The organism is Coprococcus sp. AM100_B19A, from assembly GCF_027662015.1.
Taxonomy (GTDB): domain Bacteria; phylum Bacillota; class Clostridia; order Lachnospirales; family Lachnospiraceae; genus Allocoprococcus; species Allocoprococcus comes.
Window position 1 is genome coordinate 182,906 of sequence record NZ_JAQDKN010000004.1, and the last position, 26,441, is coordinate 209,346.

23 protein-coding genes and 1 riboswitch are annotated in these 26,441 nt (G+C 42.4%); of the genes, 9 read left to right on the forward strand and 14 right to left on the reverse strand.

Features of this window, described 5'->3' with window-relative positions:
- The first annotated feature begins 18 nt into the window (after positions 1–18).
- Genes PGQ33_RS05800 through PGQ33_RS05810 form a run of 3 tightly spaced genes read left to right on the forward strand, consistent with a single transcriptional unit; the run spans position 19 to position 3,187 of the window.
- Positions 19–612 (forward strand): XRE family transcriptional regulator, encoded by a 594-nt coding sequence (locus tag PGQ33_RS05800; protein ID WP_270205429.1) that lies wholly within the window; start codon positions 19–21, stop codon positions 610–612.
- Positions 613–625: 13 nt separating this feature from the next.
- Positions 626–1,624: a dipeptidase gene (locus tag PGQ33_RS05805; protein ID WP_270205430.1), complete on the forward strand. Its 999-nt coding sequence runs from the start codon at positions 626–628 to the stop codon at positions 1,622–1,624.
- A 24-nt stretch (positions 1,625–1,648) separates the two neighbouring features.
- On the forward strand, positions 1,649–3,187 hold the full coding sequence (locus tag PGQ33_RS05810; RefSeq protein WP_270205431.1) for a serine hydrolase domain-containing protein: 1,539 nt from the start codon (positions 1,649–1,651) through the stop codon (positions 3,185–3,187).
- A 142-nt stretch (positions 3,188–3,329) separates the two neighbouring features.
- Here the strand turns inward: PGQ33_RS05810 and PGQ33_RS05815 are convergent, their stop codons facing one another.
- The 5 genes from PGQ33_RS05815 to PGQ33_RS05835 all read right to left on the reverse strand — a co-directional run bounded on the left by PGQ33_RS05815 (position 3,330) and on the right by PGQ33_RS05835 (position 8,377).
- Positions 3,330–4,265, reverse strand: a complete 936-nt coding sequence (locus PGQ33_RS05815) for a GTP-binding protein (RefSeq protein ID WP_117557299.1) — start codon at positions 4,263–4,265, stop codon at positions 3,330–3,332.
- Between the two features lie 154 nt (positions 4,266–4,419).
- Positions 4,420–4,557, reverse strand: a complete 138-nt coding sequence (locus tag PGQ33_RS05820; protein WP_022219980.1) for a hypothetical protein — start codon at positions 4,555–4,557, stop codon at positions 4,420–4,422.
- A 152-nt stretch (positions 4,558–4,709) separates the two neighbouring features.
- Positions 4,710–6,044 carry an MATE family efflux transporter gene (locus PGQ33_RS05825; protein WP_270205432.1) on the reverse strand — a complete coding sequence of 445 codons (1,335 nt, stop codon included), beginning with the start codon at positions 6,042–6,044 and terminating at the stop codon, positions 4,710–4,712.
- A complete protein-coding gene (locus PGQ33_RS05830; protein ID WP_270205433.1) occupies positions 6,037–6,522 on the reverse strand; it encodes a MarR family winged helix-turn-helix transcriptional regulator in 486 nt (161 codons plus the stop codon). Before PGQ33_RS05830 ends, PGQ33_RS05825 begins: the two co-directional genes overlap by 8 nt.
- Positions 6,523–6,682: 160 nt before the next feature.
- Complete coding sequence (locus PGQ33_RS05835; RefSeq protein ID WP_118218589.1) at positions 6,683–8,377, reverse strand: carbon starvation CstA family protein; 1,695 nt, start codon at positions 8,375–8,377, stop codon at positions 6,683–6,685.
- A gap of 354 nt (positions 8,378–8,731) precedes the next feature.
- A riboswitch (TPP riboswitch) is annotated at positions 8,732–8,836 on the forward strand.
- 468 nt (positions 8,837–9,304) lie between these two features.
- Here PGQ33_RS05835 and thiS point away from each other — a divergent pair.
- The 5 genes from thiS to PGQ33_RS05860 are packed head-to-tail and all read left to right on the forward strand — an operon-like array spanning position 9,305 to position 12,736.
- Positions 9,305–9,502, forward strand: a complete 198-nt coding sequence (gene thiS / locus PGQ33_RS05840; RefSeq protein WP_008368609.1) for a sulfur carrier protein ThiS — start codon at positions 9,305–9,307, stop codon at positions 9,500–9,502.
- A gap of 6 nt (positions 9,503–9,508) precedes the next feature.
- Positions 9,509–10,150, forward strand: a complete 642-nt coding sequence (gene thiF, locus PGQ33_RS05845) for a sulfur carrier protein ThiS adenylyltransferase ThiF (RefSeq protein ID WP_008368611.1) — start codon at positions 9,509–9,511, stop codon at positions 10,148–10,150.
- Positions 10,151–10,176: 26 nt separating this feature from the next.
- Entirely contained in the window at positions 10,177–10,953 is a 777-nt protein-coding gene (locus PGQ33_RS05850; RefSeq protein WP_117824433.1) for a thiazole synthase, read from the forward strand.
- A gap of 12 nt (positions 10,954–10,965) precedes the next feature.
- Positions 10,966–12,180 carry a 2-iminoacetate synthase ThiH gene (thiH, locus tag PGQ33_RS05855; protein WP_022219951.1) on the forward strand — a complete coding sequence of 405 codons (1,215 nt, stop codon included), beginning with the start codon at positions 10,966–10,968 and terminating at the stop codon, positions 12,178–12,180.
- Entirely contained in the window at positions 12,173–12,736 is a 564-nt protein-coding gene (locus PGQ33_RS05860) for a thiamine phosphate synthase (protein ID WP_117824432.1), read from the forward strand. Before thiH ends, PGQ33_RS05860 begins: the two co-directional genes overlap by 8 nt.
- A gap of 80 nt (positions 12,737–12,816) precedes the next feature.
- Here the strand turns inward: PGQ33_RS05860 and PGQ33_RS05865 are convergent, their stop codons facing one another.
- The 5 genes from PGQ33_RS05865 to PGQ33_RS05885 form a co-directional block, all read right to left on the reverse strand.
- Positions 12,817–13,746: an ABC transporter ATP-binding protein gene (locus tag PGQ33_RS05865; protein ID WP_117824431.1), complete on the reverse strand. Its 930-nt coding sequence runs from the start codon at positions 13,744–13,746 to the stop codon at positions 12,817–12,819.
- Positions 13,718–15,415, reverse strand: coding sequence for an ABC transporter permease (locus PGQ33_RS05870; protein WP_195250499.1), 1,698 nt, complete (start codon positions 15,413–15,415; stop codon positions 13,718–13,720). The genes PGQ33_RS05865 and PGQ33_RS05870 overlap by 29 nt, the downstream gene beginning before the upstream one ends.
- Positions 15,405–16,478, reverse strand: coding sequence for an ABC transporter substrate-binding protein (locus PGQ33_RS05875; protein WP_055296616.1), 1,074 nt, complete (start codon positions 16,476–16,478; stop codon positions 15,405–15,407). Before PGQ33_RS05875 ends, PGQ33_RS05870 begins: the two co-directional genes overlap by 11 nt.
- A gap of 250 nt (positions 16,479–16,728) precedes the next feature.
- Complete coding sequence (mgtE, locus tag PGQ33_RS05880; RefSeq protein ID WP_022219946.1) at positions 16,729–18,138, reverse strand: magnesium transporter; 1,410 nt, start codon at positions 18,136–18,138, stop codon at positions 16,729–16,731.
- A gap of 398 nt (positions 18,139–18,536) precedes the next feature.
- Positions 18,537–20,021 (reverse strand): C69 family dipeptidase, encoded by a 1,485-nt coding sequence (locus tag PGQ33_RS05885; RefSeq protein ID WP_270205434.1) that lies wholly within the window; start codon positions 20,019–20,021, stop codon positions 18,537–18,539.
- Positions 20,022–20,204: 183 nt separating this feature from the next.
- Between PGQ33_RS05885 and PGQ33_RS05890 the strand changes: the two genes are divergently transcribed.
- A complete protein-coding gene (locus PGQ33_RS05890; protein WP_270205435.1) occupies positions 20,205–22,739 on the forward strand; it encodes a GAF domain-containing hybrid sensor histidine kinase/response regulator in 2,535 nt (844 codons plus the stop codon).
- A gap of 115 nt (positions 22,740–22,854) precedes the next feature.
- Here the strand turns inward: PGQ33_RS05890 and PGQ33_RS05895 are convergent, their stop codons facing one another.
- From PGQ33_RS05895 to PGQ33_RS05910, 4 genes are all read right to left on the reverse strand, one after another.
- Positions 22,855–23,358 (reverse strand): NUDIX hydrolase, encoded by a 504-nt coding sequence (locus tag PGQ33_RS05895; RefSeq protein ID WP_117824422.1) that lies wholly within the window; start codon positions 23,356–23,358, stop codon positions 22,855–22,857.
- 81 nt (positions 23,359–23,439) lie between these two features.
- Positions 23,440–23,937 (reverse strand): hypothetical protein, encoded by a 498-nt coding sequence (locus tag PGQ33_RS05900; protein ID WP_117557271.1) that lies wholly within the window; start codon positions 23,935–23,937, stop codon positions 23,440–23,442.
- Between the two features lie 21 nt (positions 23,938–23,958).
- Positions 23,959–24,786, reverse strand: a complete 828-nt coding sequence (locus tag PGQ33_RS05905) for a class C sortase (protein ID WP_270205436.1) — start codon at positions 24,784–24,786, stop codon at positions 23,959–23,961.
- Positions 24,783–26,291, reverse strand: a complete 1,509-nt coding sequence (locus tag PGQ33_RS05910) for a SpaA isopeptide-forming pilin-related protein (RefSeq protein ID WP_270205437.1) — start codon at positions 26,289–26,291, stop codon at positions 24,783–24,785. Before PGQ33_RS05910 ends, PGQ33_RS05905 begins: the two co-directional genes overlap by 4 nt.
- Positions 26,292–26,441 lie beyond the last annotated feature (150 nt).

Here is a 26,441-nt window from a genome sequence, read left to right on the forward strand (position 1 = left end):
GAAAGGAGGAGCGGGATCATGTATGGAAGCCGCATTCGCGAAATGCGAAAGAAAAGAGGACTCACGCTCAAAGCGGTAGCTGATGCTACCGGATACACAATAGGTCATATATCACAAATTGAAAGAGATCTAAAATCTCCTTCACTCGTAGCACTTAGAAAAATTGCAGCCTGCTTAGATTGTTCAGAAGTATGGTTAATCATGGGTGACTCTGAACTCTCTGTTGAGTCATCTGAAGAGAAAAATAATTCAAAAGAAACTTATTTAGTGAGAAAAGAAAAACGAATTCCAATGAAAATCCCGGAAATCGATGTTTCCTACTCCATTTTTACACCTTCTAAACTTCCGGACTCAAAAGAAGCACAAATGACCGGACTTATTGTGAGATTAAACCCTAACACCTGGGTGACTGAGCAGATGATTTCACATGGTAATTATGACGAGAGTCTCCTGCTCCTGAAAGGGGAACTGGAACTCCGTATGGATAACAGTACTTATGTAATCCACGAGGGTGACAGTTTCTATATTCCTAAAAATTGTTTACATAACTACATGAATACATCAGATAAAGAAGCTACTATAATTGTTTACTTTTCACAATTAGTTTATTAAGGAAAACACGATTATGAAATATATTATTGATGGACATTTTGACTTACTCAGTGATGTCGCTGTACGCCGCAAAAACGGCGAGCATAAGGTCATTGAAAGATTATACTATCCAGCTTTTAAAAAAGGAAACGTGACGGGAGTCGTTGCCTCCCTCTTTGTAGATAGCCAGTACCTACCTTATGGAGGTATTTCAATCGCTATGGAACAGATTGCCGCTCTCCACTGTGAGATAAGCGAAAGTCCGGACCTTCTTATGCTTTGCACGAGCGCAGATGACTTTGTAAAAGCTGCTTCGGAAAATAAAGTCGGTATCCTTCTCTCGTTTGAAGGAGCAGAACCGATAAGCTCCTGCCTCATGTTACATGCTTTCTACGCCGCAGGCGTAAGAGGACTGGGACTTACCTGGAGCCGCAGAAATATGGCAGCTGACGGCTGTGATTTTACCGGGAACGCCAAAAAAGGTGGTCTGACCGACTTTGGAAAAATGCTTGTAAAAGAAGCTGAATCCTTAAACATGATCATTGATCTCAGTCATTTAAGTGACGAGGGCGTGGATGATGTCTTATCCATTACCTCCTGCCCACTAATCGCATCGCATTCCAATGCACGGGCAGTTGCTCATAACAACAGAAATTTAAAAGACGAGCATTTAGCAGAAATTTCCAGACGCGGAGGTGTGGTAGGACTGAATGCCTGCAGTATCATTAACGCAGATGCCGGCAGCACAGCTGATCGCCGGCAAATGCTTAGACACTTAGATTACATGATTGAGGTAATGGGAGAACAGCATGTCGGTTTCGGATTTGACTTTTGCGATCTCTTCTTAAAGAACAGTTCCGCACAAGACTTATCTCTGATGCCGGAGTATCCTTTCGATATTCTGTCCGGCGGTCACGCAGACATTCCGGATTTCCTGCTGGATATGAAAGAACATAATTATTCAGATGAACGGATTTCTCTGCTTGCAGGCAAAAACTGGCTTTATGCATTCGAAAAAATCCTAAAAAAATAGTTTATCAGAAGGAGTATTTTTGTAATGAATTCAAATATGACAGAACAATTAGATCAGCTTTTCCGTATGTGGGATCGCGGTCTTTGCCCTGGCGCTCAGGTATTGATTCGCCAGCACGGTAAAACTCTTTACGAAAAATGTTTTGGATATGGAAATCTTGAAAATAAATTAAAAATCCATAAAGAAAGTATTTTCCATGTCGCATCGATTTCCAAAGAATTTACTGTTATGTCTATTCTTCTTCTCTGGAAAGAAGGAAAACTTGATTTAGATGACAACATCAGAAAATATTTAGATGAATATATCAACATTGAAACACCGATTACGATCCGCCAGATGATGAATAATGTCAGCGGACTTCGCGACCAATGGGAACTCTTATTTTTACGCGGTATCAAGATCAACGATCAGATTGACATGGATGATATCAATACAACGATATCTCTTCAGAAATCGCTGAACTTTGAACCACAGTCACAGTATTTATACAGTAACACCGGTTTCCATTTATTGGCACTTATCGTTGAAAAGCTGTCGCAAATGAGCTTCCCACAATTTGTAAAAGAACGTATTTTCACTCCACTCGGAATGACACATTCTTTTGTCCGCGAAAGCTTTACACAGATTGTTCCGGATCTTACTTACTCTTACCAGGACGAAGGTGATGATACATTCTACTACAATCCACTGAACTATGCACTTTACGGACCAACCTCTGTAAATACCTGTGCTTCCGATCTCTGCAAAGTATTAGATGAGTACATTCATCCAAATGTGATCGATCGTGAAATTATCGAGCTTATGAAGAAACCTGCCCTTCTCAGCAATGGCAAAACGGCTGAATACTGCGGCGGACTGATCACCCATAAGCTTCATGGTCTGGATGTATTCGGACACGGCGGTGCCGATGCTGCATACCGTGGTGAAATTATTTGCATTCCGGAAAAAGAACTGGAGCTTGTACTGATCAGTAACACCACAACTTACGCAATGTCTAAGCTTGCCGATAAAGCCGCCTGCATCGTACTCGGATTACCGGATTGTACCGAACCAGCCGTGCCGGAACATGAAAATGCACCTGCTCACAGCGGTGTATTCCTGACAGCACTTCCGGATGATCCAATGTTTGTTGATATCACAGAGCAAAACGGTACTTTCTATATGCAAAGAGAATGGTGCCGCACAGAACTGGTAAAAGAAGAGGATGGCGGTTATCGCATTGGTTCATTAGACGAAAAGATCTACTTCACAGATAAGGAAATCCTTTATCGACTTCCTGCCCGTGTACTTACATTGACCCCTGCCAAGCCTGCAGATCCGGCACTTTTCCAGGAAGGAACATATTACAACGATGAAACCGATTCCTTCATGAAATTAGTGAAAGTTGAAAATACATGCGAAATCCATATGCGTCGTTATGGGAAAACAACACTTTACCAATCAGCATCAGGAAGTATTATCTTCCGAATGGATGCAAATCTTGTAATGTATGTAAAAGCTGAAAATGATACCATCATTATGGATGGCGGTCGTGTAAAACATATCATTTATCAAAAACAATAAATTAACAGGACGCATGAAAAAGCGAAAGCTTTTTCATGCGTCCTGTTGCTTATGGATACAATAACAGCTGTATTACACAAACAAAACTGTTTTCAGCATACTGACCGGATCACATCGCTTTTGATGTGCTCTTTTACACTTTCTAATTCTCCAGATACTTCCGTATCCGATCTTCCTTCAACTGTTCCCCAATCACGATCACAACCTCCTGCCCGTCTCCGATCGGCTTCATACTGATCTCATGACCGGTTGCATTCAGCTGCATCCAGCTTCCTGCATCATCTTTCACAAATCCCTTCACCCGGAAAATACCGCCACATTCCGGATCCTGCATCATCTTCGCAACCTGCGTCTTCAATTCATCTGCAGAAATTTTTAATTCCATAAAATACAACGAATCAAAACCTTTTTTCTCATCTATATCCATCTTCCGATAATTTTCTGCAACATAACCGCTCTTTAAGATCTTATCAAAATCCTCTTCCGAAAGCTCTGCTCCATCTTTTCTCATGATTTCCTGATCCAGCCTTCGCTTGCACTGAACCTGTTCAAGCGCTCTGTTCAAATGTTCAATTGTATTTTCAATCTGTTCTTTTGTTGCTTCTTCTGCCCTGCTGAGGATAATGCTTCCTGCATTTGCAGCCTCGGACGCAAGCAGATAGTCTGCTTCTTCTGACAATCCCGACTCCAGTTTTGCGTCAACGATCGTAACCACATTGCCAATCTCATACCACTTATCCAGTGGTTCATCGTGAAGAACGTCAAAAAATTCGTCTACATCATAAATCCCGGACGGTTCAACAATTACTCTGTCATATCCGCACATTCCCATTGCGATCAGTTTTGTCCGAAAACGTCTTCTATGCGTTTCTTTGTCGCACCCACCGGAAATCATTTCAAGCTCACAGTTATCTCCCATCAGGTCCTGTAAAAGAAGCATATCTACATTTACCGCACCAAAATCATTCTCAAGGATGCCGATGTTCATTCCTTTATCCAGAAGATATTTTGCATATTTTTTAATAAACGTTGTCTTGCCGGAACCTAAGAAACCGGTGATCAAATCTATTTTTACCATCGCTAATTTTCCCCTTTGATTTTTTACTTCTTTTAAGATAATAGCATATTTTTTTTGTTTCTTAAAGGAACTCAAATAAAGAACTCAAACAGAAGCTTAAATTTTGAGTTCCTATTTGAGTTCTTTTCATTTTTCTAAAAATCATTTTTCTTTTTTACTTTTCTTCTTTCTTTATCCCAGCCTTCTCCAGAATCCCATTCCACATTTGCTCCCGCTTTTTCTCCCGTTCTGCCTTTCCGTCATTCCACTTCTGTATAAATGCCATCTGTTCCAGATCATCTCGCTCTTCCATAAACAGCCTCTCTTTCTTACATTTATTCAGATGAATTATTTCCTGTACCTGACTATTATATGCGTGTCCGCAATGATTCTTTCCACTTTGCACGTTATATTTATAAGCAAGAAAAAATCAGGTCTCACCCCCGACACCTGATTTTCTCTCACTTATTCACTCTTTAATTTTCTCTTCTTTCTTCCCCAGATATACATGGACAGTACAATCGCCACGCAATCCGTAAGTGCCTGTCCGTAAATGACTCCGTTTAATCCGAATACTGCATTCAACAGATACAGTAAGGGAATCAGCAGAAGTCCCTGTCGGAGCACCGACAGAATCGTTGCAGGAAGTGCATCTCCAGTAGACTGCATGCAGTTCATATTTACAAAAAGGATTCCGATAAACGGTCCGGAAACCATATATGCGACCAGCATTTTCACGCCATAATATATAACGTCTTTATCGTTAATGAACAGGTGGATAATTGGTTCTCGAAAAAAGAAAAATAATGCCGTCGCCAGGATTCCAACGACCAGACAGCATTTTTTCGTAAAACAGTCCACTTCCATAAAACGTTTCTGATTGCCTGCCCCAAAATTGTACCCCATCAGCGGCTGCACGCCGTTGGCAAGTCCCATTTGAAGGAAGGTAATAAACATATTTGCCTTGAATACAATTCCAATCGCCGCCACCGGTGCATTTCCGTACTTGACCAGAATCTGATTCAGCACGATCGTTGATACACTCATCAGTGCTGAAAAAATTGCGGTCGGAAAACCGATCGAACATACCCTTGATAAAATCTGCTCTCCGCATTTAAAATACTTCGGGCTGACAGAAAAGCTTTTACTCTTTTTCACGAAATACCAGAGATAATAAATGCTTGCCAGAATATTGCCGATTGTTGTCGCAATCGCAGCCCCTGCCGCCCCCATTCCAAGTCCGCTGATAAATACCGGATCCAGAACAATGTTGACAACTGTACCGATCATACTTCCGATCATCGCCTCACTGCTTGCACCTTCCGCACGAACGATAAAGCTTGCCGCTGCTGACCAGATGATAAATGGTGCACCATAGGAAACGTGAAATGTATAACCTTTTGCCATCTCATAAGTCTGACTGTTCGCACCAAATGTGTAAAGGATCGGTTTCATAAAGAAAATCAGGATCAAAGCAAATAAAATCCCGACGATCAGTGATGCATAGGTTACAAATGCCGATGTATTCTTTACCCGTTTCTCATTTTTTTCTCCCATCGCCATAGATGCAACGGCACTTCCACCCATACCAAACATATTTGCAAATGCCATCAGTAAAATAAATATCGGATTGGTCAGACTGACCGCTGCTACCTGCAGTGGATCCCCAGTCTGTCCAACAAAAAAGGTATCTGCCATATTGTAGACAACCGTGACCAGACTGCTGATCACGCTTGGTATTGCCATCTTCGCAACGGCTTTTGACACCTTCATACTTCCCATCAGTTCATTTTCATTCATCTGTCCGTCCCCCCTGCTGTTTTTTTCTGCCTGCGTTTTTCTTTACCGTATTCACAGGAAAAGTATCCAGATTCTGCAACATTTTCTCTGCGATCCGCAGAAATTCCTGCCGTTCTTCTTCTGTCACTCCCTGCAGCAAAATCATTTCTGACTCTTCGATCTCACTCTTAAGCACAGCTTCTATCTGCTCTGCTTTTTCAGTAAATACGATTTTCTTATATCTTCCATCATTTGGATCAGTCTCTCTTTTTATCAGTCCATTTTTCTCCAAAGATTTCAGTGTCTCTGTTGCCGTGGAAGGACGAAGTCCGAATTCCTGTTCAATATCCTTCTGATAGACAGACCTGTTCTGAGATTCTACTAAAATATAATTTAAAATATTCCCCTGTGCACCGCTGATCCCGATTGTTTCCTGGATTGCCCTGGACCGTCTACGGAGACGGTTGGAAATCTGATTGATCTTCTTTCCTGTCTGCATGATAACCTCCCTTGCACTTATGATATTTTACTTTATCATTTTTTGCATTAAATACTTCGTTTCCTAAGTATTTTAGGGCAGATTTTAAAAAAAGTCAATCAAAAAAAGAGACAGCCCATCATTTTGACAAGCCATCCCTTTTCGTCATATTTTATAAATCCTACGCTTCAGACTCTTTCTTAGCTCCAAAGTAAGCCTTCAGAGAATTGATCACAATAACAAGTCCGAGTGCCATCAGCAGAACTGCGATGATCAGCTGCAGTCCTTCTACAAGGAAAGTAGCGGAACCTGCTGCATATGCTTTTACAAGTCCGATGGTTCTCTCTACCAGTGCGGTTCCTGTTACACAAAGCATGATAATCAGCGGTGCGAACAGCATCTTGTTGCTTCTTCCTGTTACCTTCATGAATACACAAAGTGTTACAAGTACAAGTGCTGACAGTAACTGGTTTGCTGATCCGAACAGTGGCCAGATATTTGCATATCCGATACGTGTCAGAACGTAAGCACATAACAGAGTCACGATTGTTGAGAAATATGTATTGCAAAGGAGTTTTCTCCATCCTTCTGCATGTTCCATATCATCTACACTGAAAAGTTCCTGGAAACTCATACGTCCGATACGTGAAACAGCATCCAGACTGGTAAGTGCAAGTGCAGATACACACATGGTCATGAAGCACTGTGCGATGTAAACCGGAATACCGAACATTTCAAAGAATCCTGCAACACCGCTTGAGAATACCTGGAATGGTGTTCCGGCTGCCGGTGTTCCGTCTGCTGCTGCAGCTGCACCAGCTACGCAAAGTGCGATAATTGCAAGAAGACTTTCCAGAACCATTGCTCCGTATCCAACCTTCAGCATATCCTTTTCATTGGATACAGTCTTAGATGATGTACCTGATGAAACAAGGCTGTGGAAACCTGATACAGCACCGCATGCCACGGTAACGAACAGGATTGGGAACATATCTCCAAGTGTATCATTGTGGAAGCCTGTAAATACCGGAAGGTTCATGGTTGGATGTGCAACCAGAAGTCCCAGTGCAGCTCCTGCGATCATACCGATGAACATATAAGTTGTCATGGTATCACGAGGCTGCTTTAAGATCCACATCGGAAGTACTGCTGTAAAGAAGATATATACAAATGTAATGTAAGTCCATGTATCTTTTGTTGCTGTGATCGGTACTAACATACCAAGACCAAGAGCAGCTACTGTAAATACAAGACCGACAACTGTTTCTTTCCATCCGTGAAACCGGAATTTTTTCTGTACCAGACCAAAGATCATAGCAAATACGATAAACAGCAGGGAAATGGTTCCTGCAGCTCCGTTTGTCTTTGCTGCATCTGCAAGTTTTACGACACCGTCTACTTCTGTGTAAGCGTTAAATGTACCTGCAACCATATCTGCGAATGCTGCAATTACAAGAAGTGTAAACAGCCAGCAGAAAAGCAGGAATACTTTTCGTCCGAATTTACCGATATACTTTTCGATCAGAAGTCCCATAGACTTTCCTTCGTTCTTTACACTGGCATACAGTGCACCAAAGTCTGTAACAGCACCGAAGAAAATACCTCCAACGATGATCCACAGGAATACCGGAACCCATCCAAATACCGCCGCCTGAATTGCACCGGTAACAGGACCTGCACCTGCAATTGACGAAAACTGATGACTGAATACGGTCCATCCGTCTGTCGGAACATAATCCTTTCCATCTTCAAATTTCTTTGCCGGAGTCTCTGCTTTGGGATCGATTCCCCACTTATTAGCGAGCCAGCGACCATAGAATACATATGCACAGCTAAGAAGTACTGCTGCGATCAATACGATAACTAATGTATTCATACTAATCCCTCTCTTTCTCTTCCAGTTAAAATAATTAAGTTTTAATAAGATAAATAAAAATTTTATCAAATTATTATAGTGGTGTTTTAACTCTTTAAAGTCCTTTTGTCAATGGACTTCTCGCAATTTCGGCACGTTCACATGATTTTTTAGAGTATGCTCTGTTTTTTTGTGCATTTTTCCATACTCCGCGTTACAAAAACATATGACCGTTTCTCGAAAGCATTACTGTAATATACAATTTGTCCATGACACCTGCATCTGACTCCAGAATATGAGACTCCAGAATATGACCGGATATATTTTTATATTGATATTGACATTTTTTCTCAACCGAATTATACTGAATTTTGTAAATGAAACGGGGAGCTTGTTTGACAGGCTGAGAGGAAGTTCAGAACTTCGACCCATATACCTGATTTGGATAATGCCAACGTAGGAACGTATATTTTGATGATAACGGGAGATACATTGGTATCTCTCTTTTTTTGATATACGGCGTCAAATACCATCAGCATACTCTGATGATATTTGAGAAACAGGATTTCTTATAATAATATGAAATGATACCAGGGTCAAAAGGTCAGAAAGCTGATGCAAGCTTGCTTGCAAGAGGATTTTTGACCTCTTGACCCGCCAAAAACATGAGTAAGTAGCCATTTTTCAAGGAAAAGTGAGCGGATTACGGATGTTTTTGAGGATTGCGAGAGTGCAAAGCACGTAGCAATCTGGTATCAAAGGGGTCAAAATACCTTTTGACCCCAACATCATGAAATTCCACATTCAACCAGGGTTTACACGAAAATGAATAAGGTAAAGTTGAGATTGGGCGAGAGTTCATGAAGGGGTACACCACCACGGGTGTAATTCTTTGTGGACTCTTTTTTCATTTTCAAGAACTTTTCCGTTTTGAAAGGAGGTTTTTCCATGATTACAGTTAATGGTAAAGAAGTTACTCTGACCGGACCGCTCAGTGTTGCGGATTATCTGGAACAAAACAATTATCAGATCAAACGAATCGCCGTTGAAATGAATGGTGATATTTTACCAAAATACAGCTATTCTGACACCATGCTCAAAGACGGGGACCGTCTGGAGGTTGTAAGTTTTGTAGGAGGAGGCTAAGAAATCATGTATCATACACTTACAAAAGAAGAAATCTACACCGCCCTTGACGAGCGACATTCACCGGAGACGCAGAAGCTTCTCTCGGCAGGAAATGTAGCGATCGCAGGGCTTGGCGGCCTTGGCTCTAATGTTGCTTATGCGCTTGCACGGATCGGTGTCGGTCATCTTCACCTGATTGATTTTGACGTAGTTGACATTACCAATCTGAACCGCCAGCAATATTTCATGGAGCATATCGGAATGTACAAGACCGATGCCCTGAAATCCCTGCTTCTGAAGATCAATCCGTATCTGGATATCCGCACGGACTGTGTAAAAGTTACGGACGATAATCTGCAGGAATTATTTGCAGATGCCACAATTGTCTGCGAAGCTTTTGATAATCCGGAAGCCAAAGCAATGCTGGTCAATGGAATTCTGGAACATTTCCCAGAGAAAAAGCTCGTATCCGCAACCGGAATGGCCGGCTATGGAAGTAGCAATACCATTATCACAAAACGGATCATGAAAAACTTTTATCTGTGTGGTGATGGCGTGACAGCACCAACTTACGGTCATGGACTGATGGCGCCGCGTGTTGCCATCTGTGCCGCACATGAAGCCAACATGATCACGCGGCTGATCCTCGGTGAAGAAGAAATTTAAAAATATAAGAAAGAAGGAACTTTATTATGAGTACAAATGAAGATAAATTTATCCTGGGAGGTCATGAATTCACTTCCCGTTTTATTCTCGGATCCGGTAAATTTTCTCTGGATCTTGTAAAAGCCTGTATCGAAAAAGCAGAAGCTCAGATCATCACACTTGCCCTGCGTCGCGCAAATGAAGGCGGTCTTGCAAATATCCTGGACTATATTCCGGACAATGTAACCCTGCTTCCAAATACATCCGGTGCACGTAATGCTGAGGAGGCAGTCCGTATCGCCAGACTTTCCCGTGAAGTCGGATGCGGCGACTTTGTAAAGATCGAAGTCGTTCATGATTCCAAATACTTGCTTCCGGACAACTACGAAACCATCAAAGCAACAGAAATCCTTGCAAAAGAAGGCTTTGTTGTCATGCCGTATATGTACCCGGATCTGAATGCTGCAAGAGCACTTGCTGATGCCGGAGCTGCCTGCATTATGCCGCTCGGCTCTCCAATCGGTTCCAACAAAGGGCTCAGCACAAAGGATTTCATCCAGATCCTGATTGATGAGATCGATCTGCCGATCATCGTTGACGCCGGAATCGGTCGCCCTTCCCAGGCTTGTGCAGCCATGGAAATGGGTGCTTCCGCTGTCATGGCAAATACTGCTATCGCAACTGCAGGAGATGTTCCTGCCATGGCAGAAGCTTTCAAAAAAGCCATTGAAGCCGGACGCAGTGCTTATCTTTCCGGACTGGGACGCACCATCGAAAGAGGTGCAAGCGCATCCTCACCTCTGACAGGATTCTTAGAGAATTAGGAGGCAGTCAAAATGGAAAATTCACATATCAACGAAAGTATTTTAAGTGAAGAAATTCTGGAAGACCAGAAGAAAAACCGCATTGATCATATGACTTACCTTCCGGGAATGGAAGATATCGGATCTGACGTAATGGATCAGGTCATAAGTGCCATGAACGCTTATGATTATGAAAAATATACCGAAGCTGACGTAAGACGCGCCATTGCGCATGACATCCGTACACCGGAGGATTTCGCTGCACTTCTCTCACCTGCCGCACTTCCTCTTCTTGAGGAGATCGCACAGGCTGCACAGGCAGAGACACGAAAACATTTCGGAAACAGCGTCTACATGTTTACTCCGATCTACATTGCAAACTACTGCGAAAACTATTGTATTTACTGTGGTTTCAACTGCCACAACAAGATCAACCGTGCACAATTAAATGAGGAAGAAATTGAAAAAGAAATGGCAGCCATCGCCAAAACAGGTCTTCAGGAGATCCTGATCCTGACCGGTGAAAGCCGTAGCAAATCCACGGTGGAATATATCGGAAATGCCTGCAAGATCGCCCGTAAATATTTTAAAGTCATCGGACTTGAGATTTATCCGGTCAACTCGGACGAATACGCATTCCTCCACGAGTGCGGTGCCGATTATGTAACCGTATTCCAGGAGACTTACAATTCTGACAAATATGAAACCCTGCATCTTGCCGGACACAAACGGATCTTCCCATACCGTGTCAATGCCCAGGAACGTGCACTGATGGGCGGCATGCGCGGTGTCGGATTCGGAGCACTTCTCGGACTTGATGATTTCCGCAAGGATGCCTTTGCAACCGGATACCATGCTTATCTCCTGCAGAGAAAATACCCACATGCCGAAATCGCCTTCTCCTGTCCGAGACTTCGTCCGATCATCAACAACGACCGGATCAATCCGATGGACGTCCATGAGCCACAGCTCCTTCAGGTAGTCTGCGCTTATCGTCTGTTTATGCCATTTGCAAGCATTACGGTATCCACAAGAGAATGTGCGCGTGTAAGAGACAATCTGGTACAGATTTCTGCAACAAAAATCTCTGCCGGAGTCAGCACCGGAATCGGAAGCCATGTGGATGATATTGAGGATAAGGGAGATGACCAGTTCGAGATTTCTGACGGACGTTCCGTAGATGAGGTTTATCAGGCACTTCTTTCCAACAATATGCAGCCGGTTATGAGTGATTATATCTATGTATAGAGATCTTATTGCCATAACAAACCGCCATCTCTGTTCCCGTCCTTTTACAGAACAGATTACCCGTGTCTGCAAGCTGCATCCGAAAGCTCTGATCCTGCGTGAAAAAGATCTGCCGGAAGAGGAATATTTTTCTCTTGCCCGGCAGGTGAAGGAAATCTGTGAACAGTTTAAAGTTCCGTTTATTCCGCATTTTTATCCAGCCGTTGCGAGAGAACTCGGCTGCGACAGGCTACATTTACCACTGCCACTTTTGCTTGAAAATCCGAAAGTGGTTTCCGATTTTCATACAGTTGGAACTTCCATCCATTCTGTTTCTGAAGCAGTCGAAGCGGAAAAGCTGGGGACTTCCTATCTCACAGCAGGACATATTTATGTTACCGACTGCAAGAAAGGGCTCCCGCCACGGGGACTTCCATTTCTGCAGAATGTATGCCAAGCTGTGCAGATTCCGGTTTATGGCATTGGCGGAATCAAAATTGATGAAGCACAACTGCACGAACTGAAAAATGCCGGTGCTGCAGGAGGTTGTGTGATGTCAGGGATGATGCACGTCTGACCGGTCATTCCTCAAAATAAAAAAGGCACTATGCAGGGTAGCATATCAAACTGATATTGTCACCTTGCACAGTGTCTTTTTTATTTCACCCGAAGTTGCACTTCTTTGCCTTCTTCTACTTTTATATTTCTGTCTGTCCGTACAATAATATGTTCATGATTCATTGTTTCAACATAATACTGTCTGTAAAACCCAAGAAATTCTTCCTGTCTTACAATTCCTTTCACCGAACCTTCTGCTGCAAATTCCAGTTCCTCCGGTCTGCAGCATATTGTATTTCCATGGATATCAGCAAAACGGTTGGATATTCCAAGGAAATCTCTTGCAAAATCATTCTGTGGATGCAGATACACCTCTTCCGGCTTTCCAATCTGAACCAACTTTCCCTGATCCATAATAGCGATCTGATCTCCAAGTACCATTGCCTCTTCCTGGTCATGCGTTACAAAAACCATTGTAATTTCATATTTCTTCTGGATTTCACGGATTTCTTCTCTCATTTTTACCCGGAGTTTCGCATCCAGATTACTAAGCGGTTCATCCAGAAGAAGCACCTTCGGTTTTGTGATCAGAGATCTGACCAGTGCTACTCTCTGCTGCTGTCCTCCGGAAATTTCCCCAATCGATGACCCGGCATATTCTTCCATATCTACGATTTTCAGATATTCCATACCCATTTCTCTGGCTTCTTTTTTTCGGATGCCACGGAACTTCAGACCATAGATCACATTTTCCAGAACACTCATATGTGGAAATAATGCATAAGACTGAAAAACAGTCGATACCGGACGCTTCTCCGGAGCCAGTGTGGTGATATCCTGGCCATCAACCAGGATCTGCCCTTTATCTGTTTTTAAAAATCCACTTATCATTTTGAGTGTTGTCGTTTTTCCACAGCCGGATGCTCCCAGAAGACACAACAGTTCTCCCTTTGGAAGGGAGAGTGATAAATCTTTTACTACTTCTTTTTCACCAAAACTTTTACTTATGTTTTTCAGTTCTAAATACACGTTTCTTTTTCCCTTTCCATGCAACAATTATTGAAAACAGCACATTTACTGAAATTGTGATCACAATAATAAATGTCGCAATCATAGATGCTTCTCCATACCGACCTGTGTTAATGCAATCAAATAATGTAAATACTGCAATCTTCTGTCCCGGTGTCACCAGGAAAATAACTGCTCCTGCTGTAACCATCGCACTTGTAAAATTATTGATAAATCCCGTTGCAAATGCCTGCTTTACATTCGGAAGAATGACATCTTTCATTACCAGAAATTTATTCGCTCCAAGATCCCGCGCTGCTGCATCAAGCTCTGTACTGATCTGCAAAAGGGAGGATGCCGAAGCCTTCGTTGTAATTGACATCTGTTTATAGATCATATTCAAGATAACAATGACCGCTGTTCCGGTAAGTTTTAACGGTTCATGATTAAATGCCAGAATATATCCGATTCCAAAACAACTTCCTGGAAGCATATACGGAAGTGTAATAATAAAGTCCAGTACTCCGCCAAATTTTATCTTTCGTCTTTCAATATAATACGAAAGTAAAATACCGATCAGACTGCCGACTATTGCTACAATAAGCGCATATTCCACACTTCGGATAAATGTATCCATATTCCGTTCCAGAAGTGCGTCCAGATACATCGTTGTAAATGTGATTTTCCCACGTAAATTTCTACTGAAACTGTTTAGAAAAATGGATCCGTATTCAAGCGCCATCATTACAAAAAAGATACCTGCGCCCAGCCATACAATCACCGCTGACAGCCCACGAACCCGGAATGTATCTCCCGCTTCTACCGTCTTATTACTGTTTCCGCTGATGACTTTTTCATTTTTCTGCATTAGATAGCGGTACAGGATAAAAACAAGAATTGTCGGGATCAGAAGCAGTACATTAAGTGCCGCACTCTTATCCAGTCTGGAATATCCGATTACCTGCATATAAATTTCGGTCGAAACTGTTTCAAAACGCCCACCTATTACAACAGGCGTTCCGAAATCAGCGATTGACCGGATAAACGAAAGCAAAAAGCAGCTGAGCAGTACCGGTTTCAATAATGGCACAACAATTCTCCATAATGTATAACCGGAGGACGCTCCAAGGTCAAAGGATGCCCGTACAAGCGACATATCCATCTTCCGAAGCATTCCGATTATCATCAGTGCATTTAACGAAGAAAAGAATAATGTCTGCATTACGACAACGCCAAGCCATCCATACGGGTTCAGCGAAAGACCGAAAACGCCTTTTGTGATCAGACCGTTCCTTCCGAAAAGCTGGATATAAGCGAGCGAGGCTATAAACGGCGGCGAAACCATACTGATAAGCAAAATGGCTTCCAGAAATTTGCCGGCTTTCTTCCCTGCTGTCCATACGCAAATGGATACGAACAGGCCCAGAATCGTTGAAAAGAATGCAGATAATACACCTACAAAAACACTGTTTTTTACAAGCAGCAGATTGTCACTGAAAATACTTTTGTAAACTTCTGTCGAAAATCCTTCTTCTCCCACAAAACTCTGTCTGATCATACAAAGAAGTGGATACAGAATAAAAAGCAATACACCTGCTACCAGTACTGCCAATATGAAATAATCCAATATATTATAAAAATGGGCATCATAAAATGATGCCCGTTTTTCTCTAGGTTTTCTATTCTTCACCTTTATCTCCCATCAAAGTATTCCACTTATCAAGAATTGTAGTTCTTTCTGCTCCAAAAAGTGAAAGATCTTCTTTCATCAGTTTGCTCTGGTCAAAATCGAGTTCAAGTCCTTCTATACTTGGTTTTACTAATAAACAAGTATTTTTATGATCGATTTCTGCAAGCATCTTCATATTTTCATCATCTGAGAAGAACCATTTGATAAATGCTTTTGCTGCTTCTGTGTTTTCTGCATTTGCAAATGCTGCAACACCTTCCGGAACATATGGCATTCCATCTGTCGGATATACAACTTCAACATCTGCCTGTTCTTTCAGTTCATCTAAAGTTCCATCAATATAAGTAATACCGATTCCAACTTCACCGGCTGCAGTCTTAGTGCTCGGATCAGAACCACGTTTTGAGTAATAATCTACATTCTTATTCAGATCTTCAAAGTATTTCCAGCCTTCTTCTTCTCCCTTTGTCTGAAGAAGTGCATTTACTACTGCGTAGTTTGTTCCTGAAATAGCCGGGTTAGACATCAGAACTTCACCCTGATATTCTTCTTTTGTAAGATCATCCCAGGACTTTGGAGCTTCAAGTCCTTTTTCTTTTAAAATATCATTGTTAACAATAAATCCTACAACTGTAACACCTTTAGAGAACCAGTAATTATCACTGTCCTTATATTCCGGTGCAAGATCATCTGCTGCATCAAAATCTACCTTTTCAAGAAGGTTATTATCTTTTGCATCCATAAATGCATCGATTCCGCCCCCGAACCACAGATCAGCTGCCGGTGTTCCACCTTCTGCTTTGAGCTTTGACAATACTTCTCCAGAAGACATGGAAATAAATTCTACCTTCGGTCCTACTTCTTCTGTAAACTTATCAAATAATGGCTGATAAGCATCACCTGTTGTAACAACCTTCAGAGTTCCTTCCAGTTTCTTTGTCTCTTTGTCGTCTTTCTTGGTTTCTTCTTTTTTTGTAGTCTCTTCCTTTTTATCTGAGCTTCCACAGGCTACCATACCTGCTGCCATTGATACTGCAAGGAGAAGAGCTGCAAATTTTTTCATTTTTTTCATAATGTTCCTCCCTTTAACATATCTCTGATATTATTCCGACATGCTTTTTACATTCTAGCACCAGATATTTTAATTTTCAAATTGTTTTTCTCTATAGATAATCATTCCTATAGTTTTTATCTATTTTTTTATTTTTATTTTCTATAAAAGAAATGCATGTGGGATACTGTACTGTCTTTACCGTTTTATTCAGTAAAAGCATTTATATCCTACACGCACTTCGTTTTACTCTCTTTTATAATTATCCTGCCAGATGAAGCACTCCGATCAGCAGAATACCACACAGTCCATAGTAAGCTACAACCGCAACAAGGTCGTTGATGGTCGTAATAAGTGGTCCGGATGCTACCGCCGGGTCGATATTGATCTTCTTGAAGAACAGAGGAATCAGTGTACCCACCGCACCGGAAATTACCATTGCCACCATCAGAGACAGACCGATACAGCCGGATACCGCATACGCGAATGTCCAGGTCTTTCCTTTGAAAAGTGCAATATAAAGTCCTAATACGAGAAATGACAAAATTCCAAGAATCGCACCATTTGAAAATGCGATCCGCATCTCTTTGAATACCAGTTCTACTTTCTGCTTTCCTGTCAGTGATTCATCCATCAGAACACGGATCGTTACCGCCAGTGACTGGGTACCGACGTTACCTGCCATGTCCAGGATCAGTGACTGGAAACACATAATGATCGTCAGCTGACTTACTACCTGCTCAAATACACCTACAACAGAAGATACAACTGTTCCCAGTGCCAGCAGAACAAGCAGCCAAGGGAGACGTTTTTTCATACTCTCTTTGAGTGGCTCTTTCAAATCTTCTTCTGCAGTCAGACCAGCGAACATCGCATAATCTTCACCCATCTCATCATCGACCAGATCTACAATGCTCTGGGATGTGATAACACCGAGAAGTTTATTATCGTTATCCAGGATCGGAATAGAATTTTCCGAATAATCTTTCAATTTTTCGATACAGTCATCGATCAGCTCGTGACCGTATACATATGGATATGATGTCACGATCAGATCCTCAAGACGTGTATCCTGTCTTGCCGTGATCAGATCCTTCAGATCCATCGCACCGTAGAAGGTGTGATCCGCTGTCACCATAAAAATTGTAGAAATATTGTCATTTTTTGCTGCCTGACTGACAAGTTCGGTCATCGCCTGCTTTACAGTAAGATTCTCTCTGATCTCAATGTAATTCGTGGTCATTCTTGAACCGATCTCTTCATCATCGAATGCAGCAATAACTGCCATATCCTTTCTGGCTTCATCATCCATCAGCTCTAACAAAAGAGCTCTCTTTTCTTTTGGAATCATCCGCAGTACATCTACAACCGCATCTGTTTCCATTCTGGAAAGAATTGCTGCTGCTTTCCGCACATCCATCTCATCCAGATATTCAGCAGCCTGCTTTTCATCGATATACTCGAAGATATCCGCAAGCATGTCCAGATTCAGAATCCGGCACAATTTCCGCCGCTCTGCAACGGAGAGATCCGGGAATACATCTGCAAGGTCATTTTCATGGTAGTCTTCCAGTTTGTTTCTCATAATTCCCGGAGAGGCATTGCTTCTTACAATGCCCAGGATCTCAGCTCTGTAGTCCTGGTAGTCCTGATAATCCTGTGTATTTTCCATAACTTTCGCCCTCCTTATCCTTTTTCCAGCACAAAAACATGCAGAATCAAAGTCTAAAATTCTCCACATTTCTGTCTTTCATCCAATATTCAATTATGAATGTCAATACGGGAAAACAGGATAAGAAATGCTATACGAACAAACAGAATGAACTGCTGCCATTTTCCCATCCTGCGTATATACTTCGCCCATGACTATCACAACTGTCCATTCTGTTCACCTGCCTTTTGTTTGAATTTGATTAAGAAGTTTTCAACTTCCTACGCTATTATAATACCTTAGTCTACAAAATTCAAACCTTTCTGTTTATAAAATTATTTTTTTATCAGCTTTTTTCTTATTTTTAATACTTACATCATTTTATAATTTTTCTGCTTCTTTCCCCACTCGTATTTTATTTATGCATCCGATCTCGCATAAGAATTCTTCATCTGATTGCTCAGTTCGTACAAAACCTTAGACAGTGTATCCGAAGTTTCCTTCTTCACCATCTTCGCAATCTCCCGGTTCGCTTCCCGTTTGATCTGCATACGCTTTGCTATATCACTTTCTTTCGTAAGATCGTCATCATACCGGTTTATGATCTGATGTGCCTTTGCCATCACATGTTCCTGGTAACGCTCAATATGGAAAATAGACTTTTTATAAGAAGCATCTGCCATCGCAGCGATCATTCTGCTTGACCAGTAGAAGTTCTCTGTTGAAACTTCCCCTGTCGTATTTGCAAAATATTCCGGTGTTTCATCAATATCTGCATAGAATGGAGCCATTACATTAAATGCATTTGATGCAAATGCCACCCATTCAATTGCGCGGGAATCTTCCGGCTGATCCGGTCTCATCTGGATCAAAGACATAAAATCATTTCGATTGATACCAATGGAACGATAAGCACCATTCATTGATTTGTCCCCGTAAGCTCCATACGGATCATAAGGTGTTCCCTGATAATGTGAAGACAGAACATATTTTACATCTTCTACTGTAACCTTCTTTTCCGGAACCATACACCACGGAATATCATCGGATACTGGTGTATAATCTGCATCCGGTCCGTCCCAGCTGTATGAATTTGGATTCAGGTAACGTTCCATAAACCAGGCTCTCGGTGTATTGTATACATGATCCGAGTCATCATGGCTTCCAAAAGCATCTCTTGGATTTAAGGTTCCATCCATGGACGGGTTCAGATGATATTTCTCAATGAATTCCTTCATATCCGGAGAACACATATAATTTTTCTGCTCACCAAGTGCATCTTCCAGATCAAATTCATCCATTCCAAGCTGGTTCGGCATCACCACATAAACCTCATCCGGCACTTTTCTGGCAATCCAGTGATGTCCACCGATTGTTTCCAGCCACCAGATCTCATTTACATCCTCGAATGCAATTCCATTCATCTCATAAGTACCGTATTTCTCGAGAATACTTCCAAGTCTCTGCACGCCTTCTCTTGCGCTGTAGATATAAGGAAGCACGATATATACAATGTCCTCTTCCCCGATTCCACCTGCAATTTCTTCCTGGTCGTCTGACTTCGGCTGATATGTAACCAGCGGATCCGCTCCAAGCACACGTGGATTGGATGTGATCGTTTCGGTTGCCGTCATTCCTACCTGCGCTTCATTTACCCCGCTTGCCGCCCAGATTCCTTCCCCCTTGACTGCGTTCGGCATGGCGGTATAACGCATCGGATTCTCCGGTAATTCTATTTTCACATGCGAAATCACCGATTCATATACCTTCGGCTGATCTTCCGGATGGATCACCACAAATTTTTTCGGCATATAAGCGCCTGACGGTGAATCATCATTCCTTGCGATCATCGTGGAGCCGTCATACGATGCCTTTTTTCCAACCAGTATTGTTGTACAAGCCATTTTATCTTCCTCCTGTTATCTCCTGACAAAATCTTTTCGTCTAATTGAAATTATAGAATCATTCCTTCTTTTTTTCAACCACCAGACAATTTGTTTATATTTTAAATTTTTCGTGGACGAATTCGTAAAAACAAGGTAAAGTAATTTTATAAACTTTACACTTTACTTGAGAGGGATTTCCTTATGAATAATGACAAGGATAATGCAACTTTATATGCTGAGCTGGAAGCCGAACGTTTTATGACAGATCAGATTTCCCTGCTTCATGAAGCAGAGGATCTGGCTGACGGTATCAATTTTATGCTCAAATCGCTCGGAGAATTTACAGACGCCGACCGTGCTTATGTATTTGAAACCAGTGAAAATCATACTTCTACCAATACTTATGAGTGGTGCGCCGCAGGAGTCACCCCGCAGATCCGGAATCTGCATGATATTCCTTTTGAAAGCATGCCAAAATGGATCGAGGTTTTTCTTCATGGTGAAAATATTCTGATCGAAGATCTGGAGGCTTACCGTGAATCTATGCCTCTGGAATATGAACTGTTAAAAGTTCAGAACGTTTCTACCCTGATCGCCTTTCCTATTTCTGTACACGAAAAGCTGATTGGTTTCGTTGGCGTAGATAATCCGGATATGGAGAAATCCAACCTGCTCCACCGCCTGCTGTCCCTTCTTGGAAAATATGTCGGAACCATGATCAAAGATCATAAGAATGAGCAGATGCGCCTGGAGGTTGTTGCCTCCAAATCCCGTCTGGATTATCAGCTGGAGATGGACGAAATTCTTCGTGGCGCACAGATCGGTATCTGGACGCTTGAGATGGATGGCGTTAAAGCTCCCCGGCTGCACCCAAATCCTACAATGTGTACTCTTCTTGGTGTGTCACAAGAGATGTCTCCTGAAGAAGTTTATCAGTTCTGGTATCACCGGCTTCCTCCCAAATACGTAACCCCGGTGCTTGATTATATACAGAAGGTCATTCACGAAAGTTATTCAGAAATCACATACCCATGGAATCATCCGTTACTTGGACAGATCTGGATACGATGTGGCGGTATCCTCTATCCGGATTATCAGGGAAATGGAATATGCATCCGTGGATACCATCAGGATGTCACCCGTAATATCGAAAATGAACGTAAATATCAGAACCTGACCGCTGCAACCAGCCAGATTTATCATGCAATTTACCATATCGATCTGATTCAAGACCGGATTGAAAAGCTTGCCGGTGCCAACCAGAACTATACACCGACCGGAGTTGTCACTTCCGCCACTGCGCAGTTAAATGATATCCTTGAGAAACTGGTTGCACCGTCACATCACGAGATCATGCAGTATTTCTTTGATCTGACAACGGTAAATGACCGGCTGCACGGAAAGCTTTTTATAAGCCGGGAGTATCCATCTCCACAGGGGATCTGGCGCCGTGCCACCTTTATCGTCCAGAACCGCGACACTGATGACGATGTTACAGAAATTCTTTATGTAACCCAGATCATCGATGATTACAAGCAGAAAGAACTGGCTTACCAGCAGGAGCTGGTTAAGGCGGTCAAATCCGCAAATCAGGCAAATACAGCCAAGACCGACTTCCTCAACCGGATGTCACATGATATCCGCACCCCTCTTAACGGAATTCTTGGAATGCTTGATATTGCACAGAAAAATGAAACAAATCCCAAAGCACTGCTGGAGTGTCATGAGAAAATGCGTACTGCTGCTTTTCACTTAAAAGCTCTTGTCAACGATGTCCTGGATATGCAGCGGATGGAAACAGACCGATTCTTCCTTGAACAGATACCATTCGACATCCGCGAGATCCTTGACAATTGCTGGAGTATGCTGGAGGCACAGGCTTCCCGGCTTGATATCACTCTGAAAAAAATAAAACCGGGCAGTTTAAAATATCCTTATCTGATCGGAAGTCCATTACATATCCGTCAGATTTTCATGAATCTTTTAAGCAATGCAATTAAATACAATAAGCCCGGTGGTTCGATCTCTGTACACGCAAAGATCATCGGGCAGGTACATCAGAATGTTATTTACAAATTTATAATTTCTGATACCGGTATCGGTATCAGTCCGGAATTTCAGAAGCATATTTTTGAACCTTTTGCACAGGAAGATACCGGTGCCCGGACGATTTACAAAGGGACCGGGCTCGGTATGGCGATCGTTCACAGACTGGTACAGGAAATGGGCGGTACGATCCAGTTGAAAAGTGAAAAAAATGTCGGCTCAACTTTTACTCTGATTCTGCCATTTACCATTGACGAGCATCAACCTTCCGCCTCTGCGGAAACTGCCACTGATACTCCGGCAGATCTTACGGATCTTCATATTCTTGTTGTAGAGGATAATGAACTGAACCTTGAGATTGCTGTTTTCTCTCTGGAAGCCGCAGGACTTAATATATCCACAGCCATCAACGGACTGGAAGCCGTCCGGCTTTTTGAAAAATCAAAGCCATATGAATACGACATCATTCTTATGGATATTATGATGCCGGTTATGAATGGTCTGGATGCCGCAAAGGCGATCCGCGGACTTTCCCGCCCTGATGCCCCAACGGTTCCAATCATTGCCCTCAGCGCCAATGCTTTTGCGGAAGATATCCAGAAGTCAAAGAATGCCGGAATCAATGAGCATCTCGCAAAGCCACTGGAAATGGATAAGGTGTTGAAAGTGATTGCATCATATTGCAAGTAGCAGAAAGAAACAGATACTCGCTATGTATTGCATATTTTTTCAGAGTTTCTGTTTTATAAAAAATCGGATTATCAGGCGATCTGTCATTTCCCCGATAATCCGATTTTTATTTTACTTACATCTCAAATGCTTTCTTTATACTGTCATAATGCAGAAACTTTCCTTCTGCCGCAAATGCCTTAATTTCATCTAATGTTGCAAACATATAACCATCTGTCTCTGCCTCCTGAAGATGGAGATCTTTTTCATCAATATCCATCACAAAACGATACACATCTACGAAATAATTATCTCCTTCCCCTGGATTCTCTCTCTTGTAAGTGAAAAGATAACCTCCGTCTGCCCGGCTTACATCCAGTCCTGTTTCTTCTCTGACTTCTCTTAATACAGCATCGTAAGACGCTTCTCCCGCCTGCGCAGCACCGCCGGATACCTCCCACCAGCCTGGTGCCCAGGCTTTCGTCATTACCCTTTTAGTGATCAGAAATTCCCCGTCCGGTCTTGCTACAACGCCAAGAACAGTAAGGTGATACTCCCCGTTCTTCAGACACCAGTCATTGCGCTTCATCGTTCTTCCTGTTGGTTTCTTATCTGCATCATAAATATCCCATAATTCCATTGTCTGCATCTCCTGTTCTTCTTGTCTGTAGTTTCTTATGTCATTATAATATGTCTTTCAGAACTTCACAATCCTTTATCGTCAGTTTCTCTCTGCCTTCCAGTTTTTCCTTACACTCCTTCTCTCTGTAAATCCTACAATATCTTTCAGCAGTATAATCAGTTCAAATCCGCTCCGGTACGGATAATCTCTTCCCCAGATATGCACTATCCCCTGAAAAGATGCGAACTCCCGTCCCATTACTTTTAACCAGAAAACAGCTGCATGCTCCGATTTTTTTACCAACTCCAGTTCCTTTCCCGCTTCAAGATACCGTCTTCTTTTCTGATTTCTTCTGACCTGTGCTTTCCTCAGTAATACACCATTCTGCTCGCAAGTTTCATCCAGATACAGCAAAAGCCCGTCAAATCCTGTGAAATTGATCTGTGCATCCTCTCTTTTGGCATCCTTCCAGTACAGAATATTTCCAGACGGAATCCTCCCTTTTTCCCAGTACATCCGGATAAAGAAAAGCTCCCCGATATGTCTGTTATCATCCAGCGACCGGTCTTCTGTTTTTTCAGCAAATACTGTCTGCATTTTTATCCCCCTCATTTATATTTATCCTCTTCTTTTTTTCTTCCTTTTCCAGCACAAGATCACGCCTGCCACAAACAGATTCAGTCCGATCACAGCGTACCATCTCCGATACGTCTTCTCGCCTGTCCGGATTGGCTCCGCTCTCTCCGTCACCTCACAGCGTACGCCCCGCACCAGAAGCCGTTTGGTATTGATACCGTAAGGCGTACATGTCAGTAATGTGCAGTAATCCTTCTCCTTATCCAGGGCAAGCAGTCCCGTTTCCTCCGGTTCTACAATATCGATCCGATCGATTTGATAGAAAATCGTCTGCCGGAGCACTGTAATTGTAAAATAGTCTCCCACCTTCAGCTTGTCCAGATCCGAGAAAAGTTTCGCCCCCGGCAGTCCTCTGTGGGAAGAAAGCACCGCATGTGTTCCCTTTCCGCCTATCGGGAAACTGCTTCCTTCCACATGTCCTGCGCCATTGCAGATTGCAAAATCACCCGTTCCATGGTAAATCGGAAGTTTCACCCGGATTTCCGGAATTTCCAGATATCCCATCACACCGTCAGATGTCATATTCAAAAGTGCTCCATAACTATCAGCATTTTTGTCATTCGGCACTGGGTTATTCTGTTCCAGAAGCATCACATTATACGCTCTTGTCTGTGCGATCATTTTCTCTTCCTTCTTGGCATCCAGCTTCTCCACTGTCCTTTCATATCCATCTACCACCCTGCTTTGCCGACCGGCATTCCAGATCTTTCCGACTTTTGGATAGAGCATGACCGCGATTCCCACAAGAAGGATTCCTGTCCATATAAAAAAGAAAAGTCTTCCCCTTCGTTCCGGCTCATTCACTATCATACAATTCGTTTTCGTCTTTTTGTATTCAACAGGACAACTCCTGCAACAATTGCAATCAGTACTCCACTGACCGTAAAGATCATTTCACCTGTTCCACCTGTCCCCGGAAGAAGTTTTCCTGATTTATTTACAACAACTTTTACCTTTGCTGCAAAATCTGCATTTGTATAAGTTACCTTTGTCTCAGTCTCGCTTTCTGTAACATTTCCGTTTTCATCAAGATATGTGCTGGCGTCCGTCCTTGTCGCCCTGATCTTTTCGGCACTTACCAGAAATGACTCCGTCAGCTTGTTATATCCTTCTGGTGCTTTTGTTTCTGTAACTCTGTAATCACCCATCTTCAGACCTTTGATCACCACAGCTCCATCACTTCCGGCTTTCACCTTTCCGTTTCCGGTCTGTCCGCCTTTTACAGTATACACACCGCTTTCTTCTTCTGCCTGAACCGGGAACGGCACTTCAAATTCCACTCCAGTAAGTGCCTCTCCTTTTTCATTGACCTTCTGGATCACAACCGCATAGGTATCTGTTGTTGTAGAATCCTCTATCGAGCTTTTTCCCGGTTCCTCTGTCGTATAATTCCATGAAAATCTGGCACTGTTCTTATTTCCTTCACCGTCGATCACTGCTTTATCGTTTAACGCAGCCGTATAATCAATGGTAATTCTTGCCCCGGTATCATAAAGATTTTTCCAGCCATTTTCTCCTTCATCCGCTGCCCAAGGGATCGTAACCGGGAAAGTTGTATTTTCAAACTGTTCCAGCGGTTCTTCTTCAATCATCACAGATGTGATCTTTGCTGCATCAAATCCGGTCGGAAGAGTATCTTCAATAATGAATTCCTTGATCTGCTTGTCTGCAACATAATTCGAGGTGTTGATCTGTAAACGGAAATGAACCGTTTCACCGATACTGACATTATTTTCCTTTACCTGTTTACCATCGTCAAGTACAATACTTTTCCCTCCGGCATTCCCGTCATTCCCCGGAGTCCACTGCGGCTCCTTACTGTTTTTGTCCACGATCTGCGCGTCTTTTGCAACACTCGTTACCATGATCATACCGCCATCTTTTAAAGTGCTGGTGACATAATAGTAGCCGTATGGAAGACCGGTAAATTTTAATATAGAGCCATCGGATGTCATACTCGATATTTCTGTACTATTCTTCTTAATCCATTCAATTGCACCTTCGGATAATTGTTCTTTTGACTCTGGTCGATAAGCTTCCTCTTTTGTAAATACATTCCCTGCTGAATCTTTCTCAAAATATGGATTATCAGCAAGATTCTTTTTGGTATACGCCACTGAAGTTCCATCAGCATTTACTTTCGCATCAAACACCTTGTAAACAGAATACACCACTCCTTTTGATGCATTCGCTATCGTCAGGCTTCCAAGTCCTCCTACCCCTGAATCTTTTTCCTGTGCAAATGCCGTCATCGACATCCCCACGATCGTTACTGCCATTACCAAAACGGATAACAGCCGTCTCAATTGTCTCATTCTTTTTCCTCTCTTTCTTTTTATTTTCGGATCCTTTCCTCATTTTACACATCCATACAACCGATTTCCGTTTCTTTTCCGTCCAGAAACCGTTTCTTTTTCATCCTTTTTTCGTTTCTTTTACAAAATCTTTTGAACCATCTATTTTTT